The organism is Aeromonas sp. FDAARGOS 1404, from assembly GCF_019047085.1.
GTDB lineage: Bacteria > Pseudomonadota > Gammaproteobacteria > Enterobacterales > Aeromonadaceae > Aeromonas > Aeromonas veronii.
In genome coordinates, this window is sequence record NZ_CP077237.1 from 4,464,030 (window position 1) to 4,485,393 (window position 21,364).

The window sequence follows — 21,364 nt, forward strand, 5'->3', positions numbered from 1 at the left end:
GTCGAAACCAGTGAGAAAACGCGGCGAAGAGGCCGCCGCGTTTTCGACGCTTACTTCATGTTGGTCTTGAAGAACTGCTCGAACTTGGCGAACGGGATCTTGCCAGCCTGGTTGTCATACAGGTCGACATGATTGGCGCCAGGCACAACGACCAGCTCTTTTTGCTTGCTGCCAACGGCCTTGAAGGCATCTTCGGCAAAGTAACGAGAGTGAGCCTGCTCACCGGTCACGATCAGGGTGGGAATGGATATTTCGCTTGCATAGCTCAGCAGCGGCATATTCATGAATGACAGCGGCATGGTAGTGGTCCAGGCCCCGTTGGAGTTGACAGAACGGGCATGGAAACCACGAGGTACACGGTAGTAATCGAAGAACTCCTTGAGTACCGGGTGCGGGTTTTCCGGCAGAACCTCTGGCAGGGTGCGGGCGGCTGCGGTGACATTTCCCTTGTCATCGACATAGAGGTCGTGATTGCTATGGGCATAGGTGCCACTTTCCGCATCTTTCCAGCGTTGTTCATTCAGGTATGCCAGCACGGCGCGGCGATCGGCGGTGGAATATCGATCCTTGCCATCGCCCACTCCATGCCCCATGGCCCGGCTCATGTCATACATCACGCTGGTTGCCACCGCCTTGATGCGGGTGTCGCCAGCGGCGGCATTGAGGGCCATGCCACCCAAGCCGCAAATCCCCAGTAGACCGATACGGTTGCGGTCGACCTCTTTTTGCAGGCCGAGAAAATCGACGGCGGCGCTGAAATCTTCGGTGTTGATGTCTGGCGAGGCCACATCACGCGGCTGGCCGCCACTCTCACCGGTGTAAGAGGGGTCAAACGCCAGCGTGACAAAACCACGCTCAGCCAGGGTTTGGGCATAGAGGCCGCTCGACTGCTCTTTTACGGCACCAAATGGGCCGCTCAGAGCAATGGCCGCCAGCTTGGCGTCTCCCCGGTTTTTCGGCAGATAGAGGTCAGCCACCAGAGTGATGCCGTAACGGTTCTTGAAGGTGACCTTGCGATGATCGACCTTGTCGCTTTGGGTGAAGGTCTTGTCCCATTGGGTGACCATGGAGACTGGTTCAGTGGGGTTGGTTGTTTGGGCATGACTCAATGTAGAGACTCCGGTTAATGCGGCGCCCAGCAGCAGGGTAGACGCGATAGCTGTCAGTTTCTTGGGGAGAACATTCATGGCAAAGTTCCTCGAAATCGGATTTCTGATGCGTGGTCCTGGTGGTGGAGGGCTGGTTCTGTGAACCACGACACACAGTCTAGTTAGAACTAATAGTGATGATTAGAGGCGGTTTTTTGATAACATTAATGCTTACTTGTTCTAAATTAAGACATCTGACGCGCACCTGACTCAGGTCGTGGCGGACAGGAATATAGGGGGTGAACAAAATGACAGGCCGCGAGAATTACAACGATCTCCACGTCTTTATGCTGGTCGCTCGGGAAGGGAGTTTTACCAAGGCCGCAGCTAGGTTGGGGCTTGCCCAGTCCGGGGTCAGCCGAACGATTCGGGATCTCGAGGCCCGGCTCGGGGTGCAGCTTCTGATGCGCACCACCCGCAGCCTCTCCTTAACCCAAGCGGGTGAGCAGTTGTACCGCACGGCGCAGGGCTGTTTTCAGTCCCTTGATGCGGGTCTGGCCACGCTCGCCCACTATCGTGATACCCCTTCAGGCACGGTACGGATCAACGCCAGCCAACATGCCATCGACAAGGTGCTGCTTCCCAAGCTGACCATCTTCAGGCAGCGTTATCCGGATATTCGGCTGGAACTCATCAGTGAAAGCCGCTTCGTGAACATCATCGATGAGCGCTTTGATGCCGGCGTGCGGCTGGGTGACGAGGTGGATGAGGGGATGGTGGCCGTGCGCATTGCGCCCGATCTGGAGATGGTGATGGTGGCCACACCAGATCATTTTCTTCAATACGGATTTCCCCAGACGCCGGCCGATCTGGCTGGACATCCCTGTATCGCTTACCAGTTTGCCGATGGCAGCCTCTATCAATGGGAACTGTGGCAAGAGGGCAAGGCGATTAAGCATCGACCACAGGGGCAGTGGGTCTTCTCTGACAGTTACATGGAGGCGGCTGCCGCCAAAATGGGACTGGGACTGGCCTATGTGCCAGAGGAATTGGTGAGCGATGAACTTGAGCGCGGCATCTTAATCCAGGTATTGAAACCCTATAGTCACCGTTTGGCTGGTTTGTACCTCTATTATCCCCACCGGAATGTTTCACCCGCATTAAGAGTGGTTATTGATGCATTAAAAACATAAATATAGTCATCCACTCTGGTCTGGACTTTGTAGGGAGGGAATTACTAGATCTGTACAGATCAAAAAATCCCTGCATACCCGAGACAAGCCGACGGCCCGTGCAGCTGTTGCGAAGCGGCTTGCCTGTGTGGATTCCAGACCCAAGCCCATTCAGTTGCCTGCAGAGGTCAATGTTGCCCCACATGAGCAATCAGTAGCCCGGAATCCGCGGTTTTATTGCTTGGTGACACGCATGGCTGCGTTGTATTTGAGCCGCCCATGGGAAATATGTCTGTTTATCTCGTTCAGTAGCGTCTCTTTATTGATGGGCTTGGTGATATATCCATTCATGCCATGGGAGAGATAGTATTGCTTGGATTCCGGCATCGCATCCGCCGTCAGGGCGATGATGGGGATATCTGCCCAAGGCATCTGGGAGGTGCGGATCCGGGTGGTGGCCACCAGGCCATCCATCACTGGCATCTGAACATCCATCAACACCAGATCAAATTCGGTGTGACCCAGTTTCTCCAGCGCCTCTTCTCCCTGAACGGCCAGTGTGACCTGATGGCCCACGGAGTCGAGCATGGCGCCGATCACCTTGCGGTTGGTGGCATTGTCATCAACCAGCAAGATGCGATAGCTCTCCTGATCCAGCGGCTTGGACGGCAGGCAAACAATCGAGGGGGTCGTGGCTCTGGCGGGCCAGATATAGGTAAAAGTACTGCCATGCCCCTCGCTGCTCTCTACCGAGATATCGCCGCCCATCAGGCGTGCGAGGTTACGGGATATTTCAAGACCCAGGCCCGATCCGCCATATTGGCGGGTGATCGAGACATCCGCCTGAGCGAAACGTTGAAACAGGTTCTTTAACTGACTTTTGCTCATGCCGATCCCGGTGTCCTGGATCGAGATACGTATCGAGTGGCGATCCTGCTCCAACAGGGTGCTATCAACGTGGATCTTTACTTCCCCCTGATGGGTGAACTTGATGGCATTGCTCACCAGATTGAAGAGGATCTGGCGCACTCTCAGCGGGTCGATCATCAACCACTCCGGCGTATCGGGGGCAACAGTCAGGGTCAGCTTGATCCCTTTTGCATCGCAGTTGCTCTGCATCAGAGCCCGGATATCCTCCAGCAGCTGGGGCAAGTGATGGGGGGCCAGTTGCAGCTCGATCTTGCCCTCTTCCAGCTTGGATACATCCAGAATGTCGTTAAGCAGACCGAGCAGATGGTTTGCCGATTCGCGCGCCGTCTCCAGATAGTCTCGCTCCCTCGGATCCATATCCCGGTCGGCCAGCAGTGAGAGCATGCCGAGAATACCATTCATGGGGGTGCGAATTTCATGGCTCATGTTGGCCAAAAAGCTGCTTTTGGCTCTTGTGCCTGCCTCTGCCGCCTGATTTGCCCGCAGCAGTTTGTCATTGAGCTGCTGCATCAGTTTGTGTTGCAGAAACGAGATATTCATTTGCCGCCAGATCAGCAGGGCGAGCACAAAGAGCAGCGCAAATTGCAGGGTTGCGATGAGTGTCGTCGTGATGATCTGCTCCCTCACGCTGTCGCGGCGTGCCACATCAAACAGGGTTGCCTGCTGGTTCACCTCCAGAGTCAGCTGATGGAGCAGGGGAAGCAGGGAGGCGAGCTGTTGGCGCAGCTCCTGATGGGCAAGATTGTCCAGCGGCTTGGTGGCTTCCGGGCCGAGCCAGATATCCGCCAGAGAGATGTAGGAGCGAATGGCTTTGCTTGCCTGCTGGTAGATCTCTGTTTGCTGAAGCAGGCTGCGATCCTTGCTCTCCAGCACCAGATCCATGCGGCTGACCAGAATATCGTATCTGAGCTGGAAGGTCGGTTGCGACTCATGGAGCAGCGAGCTTTGAAAACGCAGCGCTTCGTTATAGAGCTGGAAATAGTTCCACATCACGTTGTCTTCGCCCTGACTGGTACTGCGCTGCAGATCCTGAAATTGCCGGTACTGGATGGTACCAATACCGGCAAAGGCAAGGAGCAGCACACAAAGCACCACAAACAAGAAACGTTGACTGGCCGCCATGGAACGCATGATGGGATCTACTCCACTTTTATCGCGCTGATCTGCCAGATAGCCCGACCGTAATAGAGCTTGTTTTGCAGTTCGGGATATTGATCGAACGGATAGACAAGGAACAGCGGCCCTTTGTCACGCACCGACAGTGGCTTGCCATTGATCGTGCGGGCGAGGATGACCCGATACTGCTCGGCATCGCTTGTCGGCACCTGTACCGAGTAGTCATTGAGCGCGGTAATGGTGAGCTGTTTGCCGGTTGCCCCGACCTTGGCCAATACATCTTGCAGCAGCGGGCCGCGAAAGGTCTTGGCTTCGTCATACCAGGGGGTATGGGTTTTGATTTCGTGTACCGGCAGTTGATCCAGCATGGCGCTGTCCCACAGGGCCAGAGCCTGATGAGTGGGGCTGCTGATGGCGCCTTCAACCTTCAACACGGCGCTGTCAGGGGAGGGGGCTGCGTATGCGGTGCCGCAAAGGGCTGCCAACAGTGGTGCGATGTAAAGGCCTGCTTTCATGATCTCTCCTTCCTGGAAAATGGCGGCATGGGGGGCCGAGCCAACGGTGGCTTGTGAAGTGTGTCCAAAGGCAAGCAATAATCGGGCCCAGTCTAATGGGCTTGAATTATCAGCCATTTAGCCTGTTATCTGGCGATCTCGGCCAAGGTGAATTGCAGTTTGCAACGTGCGGGGGAGGTCAATTGCAATTTGGCAATCAAAACGAGGAGTGGGTGTTGGTGAATAAGGCGCAAAGAGTATCATTTGGAGAACAAGTGCCGTGGCACTGTCCGGCATAACATTTGCAGCGTGCTGAATGCCGTGACAGCAAATAGTCTGAGAATCGACAAGGAGCTAGCGATGGAAAGCATGACTTACACCCTTAATGATATCCAGGTAGTGGTACTGGAAAACGAGTTTGACGCGATGGCCGTCAGTGAGCTCCGCCCGTTGTTTGAAACCCTCTCGACCCACCCGGGAGATATCCTGGCCGATATCAGCGATGTTCATTTTATCGACTCGTCGGGGATCGGAGCCTTGGTATTTCTCTATAAAAGATTGATTATGAACGGGCATCAGATGGCCCTTGTCTGCGGACCCGGTCAACCCCATGACCTGCTGGAGATGCTGCATATCGACCGGGTGATCCCCTGCCATGAGAGCATCAAGGCCTATATGCGTTCCCGTGGCATGATGGCCGCGGCATCATGAAACGCTTTGGTATCCTGCTCTCGTCCATTCTGCTGTCGGGTTGTGCGCAGTGGCCGCCGCAGGGGTATGGCGGCATGGCAGAGGCAAGACCCACCCGTATTCCGGTCAATGAGGATGAACGGCGGGTCTGGTCTCGTTATGATGAGCGTCAGAAGGAACTCGACTTGCAGCTGACGGAATTAAAGCAAGCGAGTCTGCAGGGGTGTATGCCTGCCGAGTTGAAACGACTACAATCTCAACGTATTGATATCGAACGGGATATGCACGGACGGCTCTGGTCGGATGTAGCCTGGCGTCAGACCGTGTTGGCACAATCACTACAACAAGTACGTTTGCGGCTGCAACAGACAACAGCGGATGGCTGTCGTGCTGATTGGTCAGGGCTCCCCTTACGCCAATGGGGGCAGACGTAACAGACGAAAAGGATGTCTATGAAACGGGGCGCTCTCGAAGGATTGATCTGTGTTCTCTTGCTGTTGTTCACCTGCCCGTTACTGGCCTCCACCTTGTTGGCTCCCGGTGATCGGTTGGCCATAGTGCAACCCGGTGAGCCTGCTTTTGATCAGCCTTTCCAGATCAACAAGCAGGGGGAGATTGCACTGCCTGAAGTTGGCAACGTCGTGGTGGGGGGAAAGACCCTGCAACAGGCGGATGAACTGATCCGCACCGCCCTCAAACCTGTTTACAACAACCTCTCTCAATTGACCGTCACCTTGCTGGAGAAGCGGCTGCTGATCAGCGTGATGGGCTATGTCAAAAAACCCGGCAGTTATGATCTGGCGCCCGATGGCAACGTGCAGATGGCCCTTGATGCCGCTGGCGGGTTGGTACCCGGTGCCCAGCTCAACAACATGCAGGTGCGGCGCGGCAGCACGGTCTCGAGCTTCGACTACAAGCGTTATCTCGATACCGGCGATGCCAGCGTGTTGCCGCCATTGCAATCCCTCGATGTGGTGTTCGTGCCCGCATCGCCTTTGATCGGCAACGTGCAGATCGATTTTGATGCGGCGACCCTGGCGGCAGGCGGGGATGGGGATACCGGCAAGGCGATCAAGGTATTTGGCGAGGTCAACAGCCCCGGCGCCTTCAGTTTCAAGAGCGGCAACTCTATCGTGGATCTGCTGATGCGAGCCGGTGGGGTGACCCGCTTTGCCGGGGTGGAGCGGATCCGGGTGATCAATGGTGATGCCCCCGAACTGTTCGATCTCAAAGCCTATCTCGACTCCGGCAACAACAAGCTGCTGCCCAATCTGGCGCCGGGCGCCACCATCTTCGTGCCCAAGGATGAAGAGCAGATAAAACGGGGGGCACGCACCATCTACATCATGGGCGAGGTGTTCAAACCCGGCGCCTATGAGGGGCGGGAAGGGGACTCCTTCCTCGATATTCTGGCCAATGCCGGCGGCCCGACCCGCTATGCCGAGAGTCGCCAGATCCGTTTGCTGCGCACCGATGGCACGATCGAACCCATCGACTTGCAGGCCTATACCGAAGGGATGCAAAAGGCGCTTCCCCAAGTCAAACCCGGTGATGCCATTTTTGTGCCGGAAAAGACCGATATCAACGAGAAGTCCTGGTTGAAGGTGGCACCCGGGCGGGCGGTGATGGTGATGGGGGCGGTGCGGATCCCGGGCCGCTATGAATGGTCTGACGAGATGTCGTTGCTGGATCTGATCGCCCACGCAGGTGGCCCCAACGAGCGAGCCGATATCGCCAAGGTGCAGATCCTGACCGCCGAAGGGGGGCAGGCCACGCCGACCCTGTTTGATCTCGACAAGTTCCTTCATCAGGGGGGGGCGCTGGCCAGCCTGCCGAAGATCCGGGCCGGATTCACCATCATGATCCCCGAGCTGCCCACCGATCCCAGTGATAATAAGTCCCAGTGGGTGCGCCAGTCACCGGACAGTTCCATCTATATCTTCGGTCAGGTCGGGGCTCCCGGTCGCTATGCCTTCAATGAGCAGATGGGCTTTATCGACATCCTGTCGGCCGCCGATGGTCCGACTGCGGCGGCGGATCTGCGCAATGTGCGCATCGCCCATCGCAGTGGCAGCACGGCGCGGGTCAGCAAGCTCGACCTTGCTCTCTACTTTGAAACCGGCGATGAAACCTTGCTGCCCAAGGTGCTGCCCGGCGACTCCATCTACCTGCCGGAGAAGAATCGCCCCTGGCTCGATGAGCCGAAGGAGAACACCATTAGGGTGCTGGGGGCGATAGCACGCCCTGGTCGCTACCGCTTTGACTCCTCCATGACCCTGCTGGATCTGCTGGCAGAGGCAGGGGGCCCGACCAGCAGCGCCTATATCAAGAAGATTGTGGTGATCAACATGGCCACCAGTGGTCAGGGGGATCAGGCCCGCAGCTTCGATCTTGACGGCTTTGCCAAAGAGCCCGACTTTAGCCAGTTACCGGTGCTGCGCGCAGGGGACACCGTATTTATCCCTGACAGCAAGAGCAGCAACTGGGCCATTTTCATGGATGGCATGCGCGACATTCTGACCACGATCTCGGTGGTGGCCCTGGTCGGGACGCTTTGATATGAGCATCCCCATTCAATATCTGGAGCTCGAATCCCTCTACGCGGCGACGGTCGCCCGGGGGATCCGCTCGCTGGCTGTCACCTCGTCGGAAGGGGGGGAGGGGGTGAGCTCCATCTGCGATGCGCTGGCAAGGCGCTCGGAGGCGGATGGGCTGCGCACCCTGCTGGTGGACCTCAATCTCTATCACCCCGGCCGCGCCACGGCGGTTGCCTGGGGGCCCAATGATGTGCCCGAGCCGGTGGCCACTGGCCGCTCCTTGTCCTTGCTCCCGGCGCCGGGCAAGGATCTGATGGCTTTTCGCAACAAGGATACCTTGCGTCAGCTGCTGGTTCGCTGGCTGGAACATTACGATGTTGTGATCTTCGATACCTCGCCGCTCACCGCCCTCAATCGGGGCAATATTCCGGCCGATCAGGTGTGTGGAGCCTGTGAAGGGGCGCTGCTGGTGGTGCTGGCGGGGGTGACGCCGACGACCGTGGTACAAAGTGCGGTGGATAAACTGACCCGTGCCGAGGCCAATCTGATTGGCGCTGTCTATAACGACAAGCTCAACCCGGGGCTGGCCAGCGAGATCCTGCGCGAACTCAACCGGCTGCCCAGCAACCGGGTGACCGAATGGCTCAAGCGCTGGTGCCGGCGCAGTGCCTTGCTCAATTTCCGGATCTGATCGCCCGCTGATGGAGGCCCGATATGGATGACTGGTTGCGATCTGCTCCGGCAACCCTGCAGGCGGTGCGCGAACTGCGCAACCGGCTGGCACAGGGGCTCTCCCTGTTTCAGGTCTCCCCAAAGGATCAAGCCAACTGGCTGCTCTGTTTCAGTGAGCTGGCCACCAATAGCGTCAAGCACACAGCTCCTCCCGCGACCCGGCTCTGGCTCACGCTGAAAGAGGATGAAACGGGCTTGAGTCTGATACTGGAGGATGATGGCGGCCCGCAACCCGGTCTTGCCAGTGCGCCGTTACCCGATGAACTGCAGGAAGGGGGATACGGGCTGGCGCTGGTGCACCAACTGTTTGCCGAGGTGCACTTCTCTCGCGACGGTGATCGCAATCGCGTGACCCTTCGCCAGCAGGGCCCGGTCAACCAACTGCCGGTGCTCGCGGTGATCGACGATGACAAGGTGATGCGTGCCTTGCTCACCGCCTACCTTCATGAGCACTACCGAGTTGAAAGTTATGCCGACTCCCATGCCGCCCTGCTGGCGCTCGGGAAGCAACCTCCCGCGCTGGTGCTCTCCGATATCGAGATGGAGGGGATCGATGGCTTTGGGCTGCGCCAGCAGTTGATGAAGGATCCCAAGATGAAGGGGGTGCCCTTTATCTTCCTGACCGGTCATCAGGATCAGTGGACCCAGAGTCGGGCGGGGGCGCTGGGGATCGATGACTTTCTGGTCAAGCCCATCACCAGGCAGGACCTGTTGCTGGCGGTTTCGCGGGTGCTGCAACGCTCGGAGCAGCTCAAGTCGCAATGGGGCGAACAGCTGGATCAGCGCATGACCTCGGCGCTGCGCCCGTTATTGCCCGCCACCTCCATAGGGGGATACCAGCTGGCGCTGCAAACCCGCGCGGCCACCGTGGGGGGCGGGGACTTTCTGCTGGTCAAGGATCGGGTGCTGTGGCTCGGGGATGTGATGGGCCACGACGCGGAAGCCAAGTTTTTTGCCCATGCCTATGCCGGTTATCTGCGTGGCTTGCTGACGGCGCACGATCTGGAGCGTGCCCCCGCCCGTTTGCTGACCATCTTGTCCAATGCGGTTCACAGTGATCCGTTATTGGGGGCTACCCTGCTCACCACCCTCTGCATTGAACTCGGCAACGAGGGCCGGGTGCAGTGGGCCAGTGCGGGCCACCCTGCGCCCTGGCTGGTCGGGCCCGGCACCATCCGTCAGGTCGGCGTGACCGGCCCCTTGCCCGGTTTGCGCCCGGATCCTCACTTCGTGACCAATGAGCGTCAGCTCAAGTCCGGCGAGATCCTGCTGTTCTGGACCGACGGTCTGCTCGATAGTCGTGATGCCGCAGAGCGCCAGCGCTGGGAGTCGCAGCTAAAAGAGATCTGCCTGACTTCGGGGCCTGGTCTTGAGCAACTGGCTCATCGCATTGCCCGCTGGTTTGATGAGCGCATCAATGATGCCGCCCTCGATGACATGACCCTCTTGCTGGTCGCCTGTCCCGGCGCCTGATCCTGCCCCTCTTTGCCTGACTGGCCCGCTCTATGCAGCGCCTCATTTCAGGTGGCATGGAGCCACGGGAGGAGGTGCCTATGTTACCCATGCAGCAGATCTGGCTGGCCATCGATGCGCGTCAGGTCGGTGGAATAGAAGTTCACATTATCCACTTGGCCAACGATCTGCTAGCCAGGGGATTTCGCCCCACCATAGTGCTGGTGAGCAACCACGGTATGACCCCCTTTACGACCCTGCTCAAACAGCAGGGTTTGCCCTATGAGGTGTGCCAAAACAGCCGCGACTTTATGCGCCGTCTGGCTCGCCAGCCTGCTTCTGTGCTGATCCATACCCACGGCTACAAGGCCGGGGTGCTGGGGCGGCTGACAGCCTGGTTCACCGGTAAATCGGTGGTCTCGACTTTTCACAGTGGAGATGACGGGGAGGGATTGCTGAAGTTTTACAGCTGGCTGGATCGCACTACAGCGCGTTTTGCGAAGTGTATTGCAGTAAGCGAGCCCATCGCTCGCAAATTGCCTGTGCCAAGCACGGTGATCAGCAACTTTGTCCCCATGCCTGCGACGCCGGCTACGGTAACTGGCAACCGGATTGCCTTTGTCGGCCGCCTCTCGACGGAAAAGGGGCCGGAGGCATTCTGCCAGCTGGCCGCCTTCTGCCCGGAGGGGGCGTTTCATCTCTACGGGGATGGCCCCATGAAAAGTGCCTTGTTGCAGCAGTATGGTGATCGCGTCCAGCTTCATGGTTTCCAGAACATGGCCAATGAGTGGCACAACATCGACCTGCTCTGCATCACCTCCCGCTTTGAAGGGTTGCCGCTGGTGGCCCTGGAGGCGATGGCTCACGGCATACCGGTTTGTACCTTTGCGGTGGGGGGCCTGGTCAATCTGATCGACCATAAATCCAATGGCTGGCTGGTGGAGCCCGGCCATGTGCGGGATATGGCGGAGCTGGTCAACTACTGGCTGCGCAGCGATGGGGTGGTGCGCAGCAAAATGAGTCAGGCGGCCCGCAACACCATAGCCCGCGGGTACAGCGTCAACAACAGAGTGACCGATATTCTGGCTGTCTACGGCGCCTGAATCACGGAGAAACCTGTCAAAACGAGTGGCCGCTGGCCATAATGCCAGTCAGTTAAGCACTTTTATGACTAAATATTCGAGATATTGAATATCAAAAGTAGCTCCATGATTAAAGAGTCAATTTGGCTCCAACCCTTGCCATGACTGGCATGTAATAAAAAGAGGGAGGCATCATGCCTCCCTCACTCGTTAGCCCTTATACCCCGCGGGTTGGGACTCAAATTCTCTTAACTGACTTGCATTAGGCCGCTGGCCACTCGTTTTTTTATGTGCCGGTGTTAGGGGGAGCAGGGGGCGGATTGCTTCTGTGATCACCATTGATGTGCCACAAGGATGCGCCATAAAAAAGGCCATTGCAGTGGCAATGGCCTGATGGTCTCGAGGTGTGGCTGAGATTGGCGGGATTAGCGCCCCTTTTTGCCAACCATGATGGCGATCGTCTTGCCGATGATATGCACATCCTGCACCAGCCAGCGCCAGGGGTGGAGCAGGGCGACCGAGTAGGCCAGATCGAACGCCAGCTTGCTGCGCACATCATCGAGCGACTCGTCGTAACCCTGATTGACCTGCGCCAGACCGGTAATGCCAGGGGCCACTTCATAGGTGCGTTCGATAAAGTACGGCACTGCATCTTCCAGCCGGTTGGCGATCCCGGGTCGCTCCGGGCGGGGGCCGATCAGCGACATCTCCCCCTTGAGCACATTGATAAACTGCGGCAGCTCATCGAGCCGGGTTTTGCGCAGGAAGTCGCCGCTGCGGGTGATCCGGCTGTCCCCCTTGCCACACCAGACCGGCCCGGTGGCCGCCTCGGCATCGGCGTGCATGGTGCGAAACTTGATCATGAAAAAGAGCTCGGTATGGGTGGCGTGGCTGCGCCCGATCCGCAACTGACGAAAGAACACTGGCCCCGGGCTATCGAGCCGGATGGCCAGCATGATCAGTGGCCACAGCGGCAGCGTCAGCAGCAGGCCAAGAGTGGCACCGAGCAGATCCATGCTGCGTTTGACTACCAGGGTCAATCTTGGAATGGGGTGTGTCATACGGCTTTCTCCTGTGACATGAAACGTATGGGGGCGCGCAGGCAGTAGCGCAGGGTGCCCATGCCGTTGTACCAGTGTCCGAGTACCAGATAGTGGATCTTGCGAAACAGATTGGGCCAGGGGTGGACAGGGGTCAGCTGGATCAGGATGACCAGCAGATACCCCAGCAGTTGCAGCCCCAGCAGCAGCTGAAACAGCAGGGATTGGGTGGCCAGCGGGATGGCGCAGAGCCACAGCAGGGTCAGGCAGAGCGGCATCAACACCCGCAGCCCCTTGCCACTGGCAAAGTTGAAGGCAACCCAGCCGAACTTGGGGTGCAGCAGGGGCAGCAACCGCAACAGCTGCTGGGTGTTGCCAGCCCCGATCCGCTTGCGCCGTGTCGCCTCCAGCGCGGCATCGGAAACTTCCAGCTCCAGTGCGGCGCAGCGATTGTCATAGACAGCGCGATACCCCTTGGCGATGGCCTGCATCGGCAGGATGAAATCGTCGTTGATGGTATCGGCGGCCAGCGGGGTGAGGCACTCCCGGCGCATCATGTAAAAGGCCCCGTGGGCCCCCAGCATGCCGCCAAGGGCCGACTCGCAGAGCTTGATCTGGCTTTGATAGTGCCAGTAACTCTCCTCGCCCTGAGAGCCCGGTTGCCAGAAGCGGTACGCTTCCCCGACCACCCCTACCTTGGGATCGGCAAAATGGGCGACCGCCAGCAGCAGGCTGTCGATGGGCAGCAGGGCCGAGACATCGGTGAGGGCCACCAGATCGCTATGCACCCGGGTCATGGCCTCATTGAGCACGGCGACCTTGCCGCGATTGCGGGGGTGATCAAACAGCCTGATCTGCAACTGCTGCAGGGCGGGATCACCGAGCTGACTCAGCGCAATGGGGTAGCTGTTGTCGCTGCAACCGTCGAAATGCACATGCACCCACAGCTTGTCGGCGGGGTAATCGAGGCTGGCGAGGTTTTGCAACTTGGCCGCGATGGTCGCTGCCTCGTTATAAACCGGCATCAGCAGGGTGATGGTCGGCAGCGCCTCATCGGTGGCGTCTGTTTTGAACCCTCGATCCAGAGGGCGGGGTGGATTGGCTACCTTGCGCGCCTGCCGACCACCGAATTTGAGCAGCAGGGGATAGCCGACATGGTGGTAGACCACCAGTACAGCGCACAGACAGAACACGATCATGATCCATTCCATGGGATGCTCCTCTGGTCATCGGGTCGCTTGATCAGCGGCTGTAGAGCTGCTGATAGGCCTGAGCCATCCGGCTCAAGCTGCTTTGCTGGCACACAAACTCACGGGTGACGGCACGCAGGCTATGGCACTGCAGCAACCCTTGTGCCAGAAGCTGGGCAAGGCGGCCGGGATCCCGCTCCGACAGGATATGGCCGCTGGCCTGACAGACGATCTCTCTGGCCGCCCCCACATCGCTCATCACCACCGGCACCCCGCACGCCTGTGCTTCCAGCACACAAAGCGGCATCCCCTCCGCCAGCGAGGGGAGGCAGAAAAGATCCAGCCCCTGATAGAAGCGCGGCATGTTTTCGACCAGCCCCAGAAAATGGACCCGATGGGAGATCCCCAGTTGCTGACACTGTTGTTGCAACGCATTTTGCAAACTGCCGACCCCTGCCAACGCAAGATGCACCTCCTCCGGCAGGGCGCGGATTGCCTCCAGCAGCAAGGTATGTCCCTTGACCGACTCAAGGCGGGCGGCGCAGCCAATCAACCTGACCCCTTGCGGCAGCCCCATCTCCTGACGGGCGAGGGCGGCGGCGCCCGGGGCAAAGCGCCGCTCATCGATGCCGTTGGGGATCACGGTTGGCGACAACTGCCCCAGCTTGGCCAGCAGCTGGTTGGCCACCGGCGTGGCATCGGCCACCAGAATGGGTTTGAAGGCGCGCAGCCCCCACAGGGCCAGCGTGCGCTGATGGGGATCATCGAGATACCAGGCATCGTGCTCTGTGTGTACCAGGGTGGGCACCCGGGTCAGCCGACTGGCCAGCCCGCCATAGAGCATGGGCCCCAGATGGTGGGTATGTACCGCGACGGGCTTGAGCTGGCGCAGCAGTCGGGTGAGCCGCCAGAGGGTCGCCAGCGACCAGCCCGCGGGCTTTTCCAGGCAGTGAATGCGGTCTGCGAAGGGATGCAGGGCGGGCCATGCCCTTAGTACATCCCCTTTGTGCCCTTCGAGGGAGATGATATGCACCGGCTGCTCGGCAGGGCTCGCTTGCGTGAGGTTGAGCACCATGGTCTCCAGCCCGCCGGGCTGCAGGTGCTGCACTATTTGAACGATGGAGCTTCTGCGGGGATGGGGTCTGTGCGACGGGGTTGATGACAACATGGTTCGCGCTCCGGCAAGGAAAGGGGTGACACCCCGGATAGCGGGAGAATGCGAATCTTGTACCACTCTTGCGATCTGCCCACAGAGGCGATCAGCACCTCTGGTGGCACTGCCTTTGCATCGTGCGGGGGGAGGGCTTTTCTCAGGGAGTGATGCCATGCCTGTCCAGTTCTATTACAACCTCTACATCATTCTCTTTGCCGCCTGGCGCCGTCGCTATCTGCTGGTGATCCCGGTACTGGTGATGCCGCTGGTGGGTGTCACAGTCGGCCTGCTCACCCCCAAGGAGTATGAGAGCCGCACCACCTTTATGGTGCCGCAAGATGCCAACCAGACCCCGACCCTCAAAGACCTCATCACTCAGGAGAGTCTCAAGGATCGCTTTGCGGTGCTCGAAGCCCTGCTGCGCAGCCGTTATGTGCTGGACGGGGTGGCGCGGGATCGCGGTCTGGTCAATGACGAGACCCCCCCAGCCCAGCGCGATGCCATCATGGACTGGCTCTCGAGTGCCGTCTCGCTGCGGCTGATCGGCGATGAGGTGATCGAGATAAAGGTCAAAGCGGATTCGGCGGCCAACAGCGCCGGTTTGCTCGAAGCCATTTCACGGCGCTTTTTCTTCAACCTGCTCAGCAAGGGGCGCCAGTCGGCGGAATCGTCCGAACGTTTCCTGCAAAGCCAGCTCGACAGCCGCCGCAGCGAACTGCAAGCGGCCGAGCAGCTGCTCGCCGACTTCAAACGGGAGCATGCCAGCGCCTTGCCCCAGCAGCAGAGTACCAACGTCGCCCGTCTCTATGGCTTGCAGGAGCGTTATGCCGAGAGCCTGATCACCCTGCAGCAGGCCAAGGCCCGGGTCGATCAGCTATCACTGGGGCAGGAGAGCCAGCTGGCCCGCCAGCTGGATGAGAAGCTGCAACTGATGCGCACCGAGCTGGTATTGCTGCGGGCCCGCTACAGCGACGAGCACAGCAAGGTGCAGAGTCTGCGCTATCAGATTGACCAGTTGCAGCAGGAGTTTGAGCAGCTCAAATCCCAGCCGGATATGGCCCGCGGGCCCGAGTGGCAGTTGGCCCAGACGCAGCTGACGGAGGCAGAGCAAAACGCCGCTGGCTTGAAGAGTCAGCTGGATGGGCTGGACAAGGTGGTCGACTCCCAGGGAGATACCGAGCGCCAGCTCGCCGAGCTGGAGCGGGATCTGGCGGTCAAACGCACCCTCTATCAGGATTTGCTGCTGCGCTATGAGAAGGCCAAGGTGACTGGCGATCTGGGCAACTTCGAGCAGGGGGAGCGGATCAAGGTGATCGACAAGCCCTTTGCACCCAGCAAGCCGAGCAACTACCCGCTCTGGCTGTTTCTGCTGGCTGGCATTGTTGGCGGGCTGGGGCTCGGCTGCGGTCTGGCACTGGTGGCCGAACTGGCGGATGCCAGCCTGCGCCGCTCCGATCAGCTGGCCGCCCTGGTCAAGGCGCCGGTGCTAAGCCGGATTCCCTACTGCGAGCCAGTGCCGGACTATCCATCCAACAGTGATCAGGCGCTGGATGGGCAGGTGCTGCCCTTGTCACCCGAGCCTGGTTGATTGCAGTAAAGCTGGCTACCAGCCTGAATCTGGATATTTCTGAAAAGGCCTTGTTGATGAGCCTCAGCCGGTGTTTTGGGCAGCAACGCCATTTAATTCGACTCGATTAGATTTCCGTCCTGATGTCTTCAAAAAGGCGATGCTGGTGGCATTTTCCATAACCGCGCCTTGACTGTGGTTTTGTACAGTAGTAAAAATGGGGCCAAAAGAGGACGTTGTGCGAAGATCTTCTCTTCGGAGTCTGGTTTTTAATATTTTTTTAAAATAATTTCTCTGAGTTGATTATGTGTGGTAGGCCGAATTTAATGTAAGCCGATATTATCGGCTGAATGCCACTTTTCATCGGATCATTTTTGTGCCGTTTAAAATTTTAGTGTAGAGGTAGGTAAATTGAGTTCAATAAAAGATCATTTATTTGCGATGCAAGAGCAACGAGCTGATGAGTGGATAAGAGAGAGATTGAGTGATGACTCGCTTGATGACGATTCAGAGGAGTATCTACAATTAGCAGAAGAGTATTCAGATTACAAAGAGCACTTGTGGGAAGAGGCAGAGTGGCGAGCAGAGTTGCAATGGTTGAAAGAAAACGGTTCATCAAGCATTCACAAGTTTTTTATTAGTGAGCTAGATGCACTAAAAATTATGGCGAGCAGCAACTTTAATAATCGCCAAAAAATGGCTTTCATACTACACACAGACATCGTCGTAAAAATGTCTTATGCGTACGCGGTGACTTTACTTGAGTCTTTCTTAGGTGATTCCTTAAAGAGTCTCATATCACAAGATGATCAACTCTTAAAGAATGCACTTTGTAAATTCAAAATCCTTAAAAATGTGAAAATTACAGAACTAGCTGAAACAGACTTGGATGTGAGATCTTTGGTTTTGAAATCCGTAAGTGAAGTCTTGTATCACAATATCCCAAATGTTGTGGAAATGTATGAGCAGGTCTTAGGTACAAAACTTGATATCGATATATCTAAGATTATTAAAGTAACAAAACTAAGACACGATATTGTTCATCGAAATGGTAAAACCATAGATGGAAATAAGATCAGTTTAAATGCCGAAGATTTTACTCAAGCTATTGATGACATCAAAGAATTTTCCAACCTATTGCAAGTAGCAATCAATAAGGCTCAAATGGCATAACAAAAATCGTAGATACCGTCTCTGGTAGCTTTTTAAAGGACAGTTTTTGTGAATAAAGAACTAAAAAATGGAATTATACTTGCCATTGTGTCTGCGTCATTTGGTGTAGGCGGTTTTTATGGAAGTCAGTATTATCAATCAGAAACAAAAAAAACCGAGTATCGCCTTAAGCTTACAGAAAAACTGTATGAAAAAAACTATGAAGCAACGGAGGAATTAAAAAAAAGTGTAGATGGATTTATTCTTTTGTTTGGTAATAGCTTTGCGCTGACAAGCTACGAAATAAAGCCTAAATTAGATGATTTTGAAAAAGCTCTCGACGTATATGAGAAGCATCTTTCAGAGTTAAAAAGGCTTGGGTCTTCTTCTCAAATTGAGGTTGCAAAAAGATATTTAGATTGGGTGTATTCGATTCGGTTTGCTTTCAATTTGCAATACAAAATGGCAGCTTCAGTAGAAGATAGAGTTGCTGAATTACTGTTGAATAAGGACAAAGACGAAGAATTTATTAAGTTTATTGATGACGCTTTGAACGATGAAATTGAACGCTTAGTAAATGCAGAGAACTCTCTATATTATGGCGAAGGACATCATAAGAGAAAAGTACTGAGTGACTTTGAGCAATACCTGAACTATCAGTTTCGATATGAGTTGGGTCTCGAAGCAACATTGGATATGAAGACTTCAATTGAACGTCTTCAAACCGTAATTGATAAAAGCAACAGCTTTGTTTTTAAAGAAAAACATCTTCCGTTTGCATTTGCTTCAGGAAGACAGTTTTTTTCAGAAACGCTAACATTAAGTGAAGCCGGAGACTTAATGGAACTAAAAGATAAACAGCTGCGGTCCATGACGAAATTAAAGTTTATTTCGGCGGTTTTGAAACACAATGACTCCTTGCGTGAAGAATTTAAATCAAAGTCTTCAAAAGCGTTGGTGGTAGAATCTGATAAACAAAGCTAACAAATTGCGCCACGCGTGGCATTTTTATTACGTGTTTAATTAAATGATTAAAGTGGTTTGCAGGGGGCAGGATTACATTTTTTATCCCACTCAGTTGAGCGTTGATATAGCGGGATAATGATGGCCTTGGCGATCGCACCCCGGCCTCATCGTCGCCACAAAAAAATCAGGGAGCCATAGCTCCCTAATCGCGACACACGGGGTGATTAACTAGCCGATGGCTGGCGTTTGTTGCCAGTTAGCTTGCTGCAGGCGTCCTTGGTTACGGCGCTGATAGCGCCAGGCCAGCAGTAGCGGCATACCGAGCAGCAGCTGGGCGGCCAGCGGGATCTCCTCGATGGGGGCGGCCAGTGCACCTTCCGGAATAATGCCCCCCTCAATTTCGGCTGCCAGTTTGAGCTCCAGCGCATTGCCAAAGTCGGCGAAGGTGGTGGCATTGATCACAAACGCATCCTGACCGCCCGCCACGTTCTCCACATACCACTCTTGCAACACCCCATCGGCGTAGTCCTGACCTATGGTGATGCCGTTGATGGTGTCGATGCCGGAGGCGAGCAGTTGATCCCGCACGGTAGAGGTATCCAGCCCGTTGTTCTGGATGCCATCACCCGACACATCCATCACCTGGCGGGCGGCGGTGTAGTTGTTGGTATCAAACTGCTGGGCACCAAAGGCCATGGCCGAACCGGGGGCCGTCATCCCCGCATAGGGGCGTACCAGGGCATCCAGGGTGGCGGCGAAGTTGTTGATGGAGGTCATGTCGTAGAGGTGGAACCAGTCGGTCATCACGCTCTGCTGGGTCGAGCCGCTCCACATCACCATCTGTACCGCAATGGACCCCAGCTTGTCGCCACTGGTGTCGAGGATGGCGCTTTGTACATCCTGACTGTAAAAGGCGTCCACATAGCCCTGTAATTGCAGATTGAATTCCGATGAACTGACGCTGCCCGACACATCCATCAGCAGTTGCAGTTCGGTATCGACTTCGGTCAAGGCGTATGCGGGGGAGGTTACCAACAACATCCCCAGCAGCCCTGCCAACGGTTTGAGTTTCATTGCCCACTCCTTCTCCTTGGCGCTAGTGCCAGCAGGGGGAATGAATAAAGCGTGCCAGCTTTGTTGCATCCTCTGACTTGGCTTGGTCCGGGTGAGGCTGGGCAGGCATGGAACTTGCGAGAACTTGCGACAGAGGTCAAAAGCGCTGATAACCGGCAGGAGTTGCGATGGAGATCCGTCCCTGGCAGTGGGCACCCAACTGGCTGCTACTTGGTTTGGCCAATCAGTGGGGCATGGTGTGGCTCAATATGGGCCACTTCAACCTGCTGGTGGTGTTGCTGATTGCTATCTGGTGGCAAATTGCATCGCGGGTTGCACCGAGCTGGCGTCCGCATCCACTGGCGCTCGCCCTCTTTATCCTGCTGATCCTGATCCCCAGCGCCAGTTGCAAGGCGCTGGCCTGTCTGCTGTTGGTGGCCTCGCTATGGCGCCGTCATCAGAGTGGCGATGAGCGGGCGGTGTTGCAGATTGTGCTCGCCTTTACCGTGGCGGTGTTGTGGGGGCAGCAGGTGTTTGCCCTGCTCTCCGGCCCTGTGCTGGCGCTCGATGCCTGGGGGGTGGGCCAGTGGTTGCAACTGCTTGGCTGGGAGACTCGCCTTGATGGCAATCGCATCGAGCGGTTGGGGGGCCATGCCCTGATTGTGCTCAAGGGGTGCTCCTCGTTTTCTCAACTCTATCTGGTGGTGCTCTCCTGGCTGGTCTCTTGCTGCTGGCTGGCGCCGGAGCGCCCCCTCTACCGGCAGTGGCCCATGTTGCTGCTGGTCTGCCTGCTCTATATCGGGGCCAATCAGCTGCGGCTGGTGCTGATGAGCCTGGATCTGCGCTGGTATGGCTGGCTGCATACCGGCTCGCTGGCCCAGCTCTACCAGTGGGCCATCATGTTGCTGGTGATGACCATCCTCTTTATCCGGGGGCGCCGTGATGGGTCTGTCTAAGGGATATCTGCGGTTGGTGGCGTTATCAGAGCCGGGTGGTCAATATGATGCTGCTGGTGATGACCATCCTGTTTCTAAGGGGGCGCCATGATGCGTCTATCTAGGGGATATCTGCTGCTGTTGCTGGTGGCGCTGCTCAGTGCTGCCGCCATGGGCTGGCGTTATCAGAACCGGGCAGTTAACGAGGGGGCCAAGCCCATGCTGATGGAGCTGGTCCAGTTGGGCTGGCGCTTGCGGGTGGCCACGCCGGTATTGGGCGGCACCTATGTCAGCTATCAGCTGGCCCATCCCCGCTGTGACGGCCTGCTGCAGGCCATGCTGGTGGCGCCGGATCGGGAGGCGATGTCAGTGACGCTGGCGGGTGAAGGGATGAGTCAGGGGGTGATGTTTTTAGGCGAGCTGCACCAGAGTCCGCCGCTGCTCTCTTACCGTCTGACCCAGGGTTGGCGCAAATTGTGGGGGCTGGCACCTTATCCCCTCTATCGGGTGGCCTTGCCGACTTCTTGCATTGACCTTATTGCGCCGCCGCTGGGGTGACCGACCCCGGTTCACCGTTTGGCAGAATGCGGATCAGCAAGGTATTGGGGGCCAGCATGGGGTCATAGCGGGGTTCCAGCTCAATGGCGCGAGAGCCCAGCAAACGGGTGAGTGCGGTCAGCCGCACGCTCGCCATCCGCGCACTCTCCAGCATGTCGGTTTGCAGCCCGGGGCCGCTTACCAGCGCAATCCGAGCCGGATCCTTGCGGCCTAAAAACTGATGCAGCAGCTGCTCCTGATCCGCTGGCAGTTGTGTCTCCGCTTGCTGGTACTGCAGTTGCAGCTGGGGCTGTTCGGCCATTTGTTGTTCCCGCAACTGGTTGAGGATTGGCAGGGTCTCATTGACCGGCTCCTGACGGGCGCAACCGGTGAGGATCAGCAGCGGCAGCATCAGGGGCAACAGGCGGCGCAGGGCGCTGTCTTTGGCTGTGGAGCGGGGAGTCTGGTTGGCCATACG

The 21,364-nt window shown here is 57.0% G+C and carries 20 protein-coding genes; 12 read left to right on the forward strand and 8 right to left on the reverse strand.

From position 1 onward, the window contains the following. Positions 1–50 precede the first annotated feature (50 nt). Positions 51–1,187 (reverse strand): alpha/beta hydrolase, encoded by a 1,137-nt coding sequence (locus tag I6L34_RS20670; protein ID WP_058057346.1) that lies wholly within the window; start codon positions 1,185–1,187, stop codon positions 51–53. Positions 1,188–1,396: 209 nt separating this feature from the next. On the opposite strand from I6L34_RS20670, the gene I6L34_RS20675 reads away from it, so the two are divergent. Beyond that, positions 1,397–2,281, forward strand: coding sequence for a LysR family transcriptional regulator (locus I6L34_RS20675; RefSeq protein WP_058057350.1), 885 nt, complete (start codon positions 1,397–1,399; stop codon positions 2,279–2,281). A 213-nt stretch (positions 2,282–2,494) separates the two neighbouring features. On the opposite strand, the gene I6L34_RS20680 is transcribed toward I6L34_RS20675, so the two are convergent. Both I6L34_RS20680 and I6L34_RS20685 read right to left on the reverse strand, forming a co-directional pair. Then, positions 2,495–4,321 carry an ATP-binding protein gene (locus I6L34_RS20680; RefSeq protein WP_058057345.1) on the reverse strand — a complete coding sequence of 609 codons (1,827 nt, stop codon included), beginning with the start codon at positions 4,319–4,321 and terminating at the stop codon, positions 2,495–2,497. Between the two features lie 8 nt (positions 4,322–4,329). Next, positions 4,330–4,821 carry a molybdopterin-dependent oxidoreductase gene (locus I6L34_RS20685; RefSeq protein ID WP_005351410.1) on the reverse strand — a complete coding sequence of 164 codons (492 nt, stop codon included), beginning with the start codon at positions 4,819–4,821 and terminating at the stop codon, positions 4,330–4,332. A 339-nt stretch (positions 4,822–5,160) separates the two neighbouring features. On the opposite strand from I6L34_RS20685, the gene I6L34_RS20690 reads away from it, so the two are divergent. The 6 genes from I6L34_RS20690 (at position 5,161) to I6L34_RS20715 (ending at position 11,314) form a co-directional block, all read left to right on the forward strand. After that, on the forward strand, positions 5,161–5,511 hold the full coding sequence (locus I6L34_RS20690; protein ID WP_005333409.1) for an STAS domain-containing protein: 351 nt from the start codon (positions 5,161–5,163) through the stop codon (positions 5,509–5,511). Next, complete coding sequence (locus I6L34_RS20695; protein WP_019445317.1) at positions 5,508–5,924, forward strand: hypothetical protein; 417 nt, start codon at positions 5,508–5,510, stop codon at positions 5,922–5,924. The genes I6L34_RS20690 and I6L34_RS20695 overlap by 4 nt, the downstream gene beginning before the upstream one ends. 18 nt (positions 5,925–5,942) lie before the next feature. Next, positions 5,943–8,048 (forward strand): SLBB domain-containing protein, encoded by a 2,106-nt coding sequence (locus tag I6L34_RS20700; protein WP_005360128.1) that lies wholly within the window; start codon positions 5,943–5,945, stop codon positions 8,046–8,048. Position 8,049: 1 nt separating this feature from the next. Next, positions 8,050–8,718 carry a tyrosine-protein kinase family protein gene (locus tag I6L34_RS20705; protein WP_005360129.1) on the forward strand — a complete coding sequence of 223 codons (669 nt, stop codon included), beginning with the start codon at positions 8,050–8,052 and terminating at the stop codon, positions 8,716–8,718. 23 nt (positions 8,719–8,741) lie between these two features. Beyond that, positions 8,742–10,232 carry a SpoIIE family protein phosphatase gene (locus tag I6L34_RS20710; protein WP_058058294.1) on the forward strand — a complete coding sequence of 497 codons (1,491 nt, stop codon included), beginning with the start codon at positions 8,742–8,744 and terminating at the stop codon, positions 10,230–10,232. A gap of 80 nt (positions 10,233–10,312) precedes the next feature. Further along, entirely contained in the window at positions 10,313–11,314 is a 1,002-nt protein-coding gene (locus tag I6L34_RS20715) for a glycosyltransferase family 4 protein (RefSeq protein WP_216955255.1), read from the forward strand. Between the two features lie 404 nt (positions 11,315–11,718). On the opposite strand, the gene I6L34_RS20720 is transcribed toward I6L34_RS20715, so the two are convergent. From I6L34_RS20720 to I6L34_RS20730, 3 genes are read right to left on the reverse strand one after another with little or no spacing between them, the layout of a single operon-like run. Further along, positions 11,719–12,354: a sugar transferase gene (locus tag I6L34_RS20720; RefSeq protein WP_216955256.1), complete on the reverse strand. Its 636-nt coding sequence runs from the start codon at positions 12,352–12,354 to the stop codon at positions 11,719–11,721. Then, complete coding sequence (locus I6L34_RS20725) at positions 12,351–13,544, reverse strand: glycosyltransferase family 2 protein (protein WP_058058296.1); 1,194 nt, start codon at positions 13,542–13,544, stop codon at positions 12,351–12,353. Before I6L34_RS20725 ends, I6L34_RS20720 begins: the two co-directional genes overlap by 4 nt. Before the next feature lie 31 nt (positions 13,545–13,575). Beyond that, entirely contained in the window at positions 13,576–14,691 is a 1,116-nt protein-coding gene (locus tag I6L34_RS20730) for a glycosyltransferase (protein WP_058058297.1), read from the reverse strand. 157 nt (positions 14,692–14,848) lie between these two features. Here I6L34_RS20730 and I6L34_RS20735 point away from each other — a divergent pair, with 157 nt between their 5' ends. From I6L34_RS20735 to I6L34_RS20745, 3 genes are all read left to right on the forward strand, one after another. After that, positions 14,849–16,264, forward strand: coding sequence for a GNVR domain-containing protein (locus I6L34_RS20735; RefSeq protein ID WP_216955257.1), 1,416 nt, complete (start codon positions 14,849–14,851; stop codon positions 16,262–16,264). Positions 16,265–16,654: 390 nt separating this feature from the next. Continuing rightward, entirely contained in the window at positions 16,655–17,416 is a 762-nt protein-coding gene (locus I6L34_RS20740) for a hypothetical protein (protein ID WP_216955258.1), read from the forward strand. 48 nt (positions 17,417–17,464) lie between these two features. Continuing rightward, entirely contained in the window at positions 17,465–18,379 is a 915-nt protein-coding gene (locus tag I6L34_RS20745; RefSeq protein WP_216955259.1) for a DUF3754 domain-containing protein, read from the forward strand. Between the two features lie 210 nt (positions 18,380–18,589). Here the strand turns inward: I6L34_RS20745 and I6L34_RS20750 are convergent, their stop codons facing one another. Beyond that, complete coding sequence (locus I6L34_RS20750) at positions 18,590–19,435, reverse strand: DUF1194 domain-containing protein (protein WP_128835868.1); 846 nt, start codon at positions 19,433–19,435, stop codon at positions 18,590–18,592. A gap of 167 nt (positions 19,436–19,602) precedes the next feature. Between I6L34_RS20750 and I6L34_RS20755 the strand changes: the two genes are divergently transcribed. Beyond that, entirely contained in the window at positions 19,603–20,370 is a 768-nt protein-coding gene (locus I6L34_RS20755) for a hypothetical protein (protein ID WP_005360144.1), read from the forward strand. A gap of 90 nt (positions 20,371–20,460) precedes the next feature. After that, positions 20,461–20,907, forward strand: coding sequence for a hypothetical protein (locus I6L34_RS20760; RefSeq protein WP_128835865.1), 447 nt, complete (start codon positions 20,461–20,463; stop codon positions 20,905–20,907). Here I6L34_RS20760 and I6L34_RS20765 read toward each other — a convergent pair. Then, positions 20,885–21,361, reverse strand: coding sequence for a hypothetical protein (locus tag I6L34_RS20765; RefSeq protein ID WP_216955260.1), 477 nt, complete (start codon positions 21,359–21,361; stop codon positions 20,885–20,887). The two genes, I6L34_RS20760 and I6L34_RS20765, sit on opposite strands and share 23 nt — an antisense overlap. Positions 21,362–21,364: the final 3 nt, after the last annotated feature.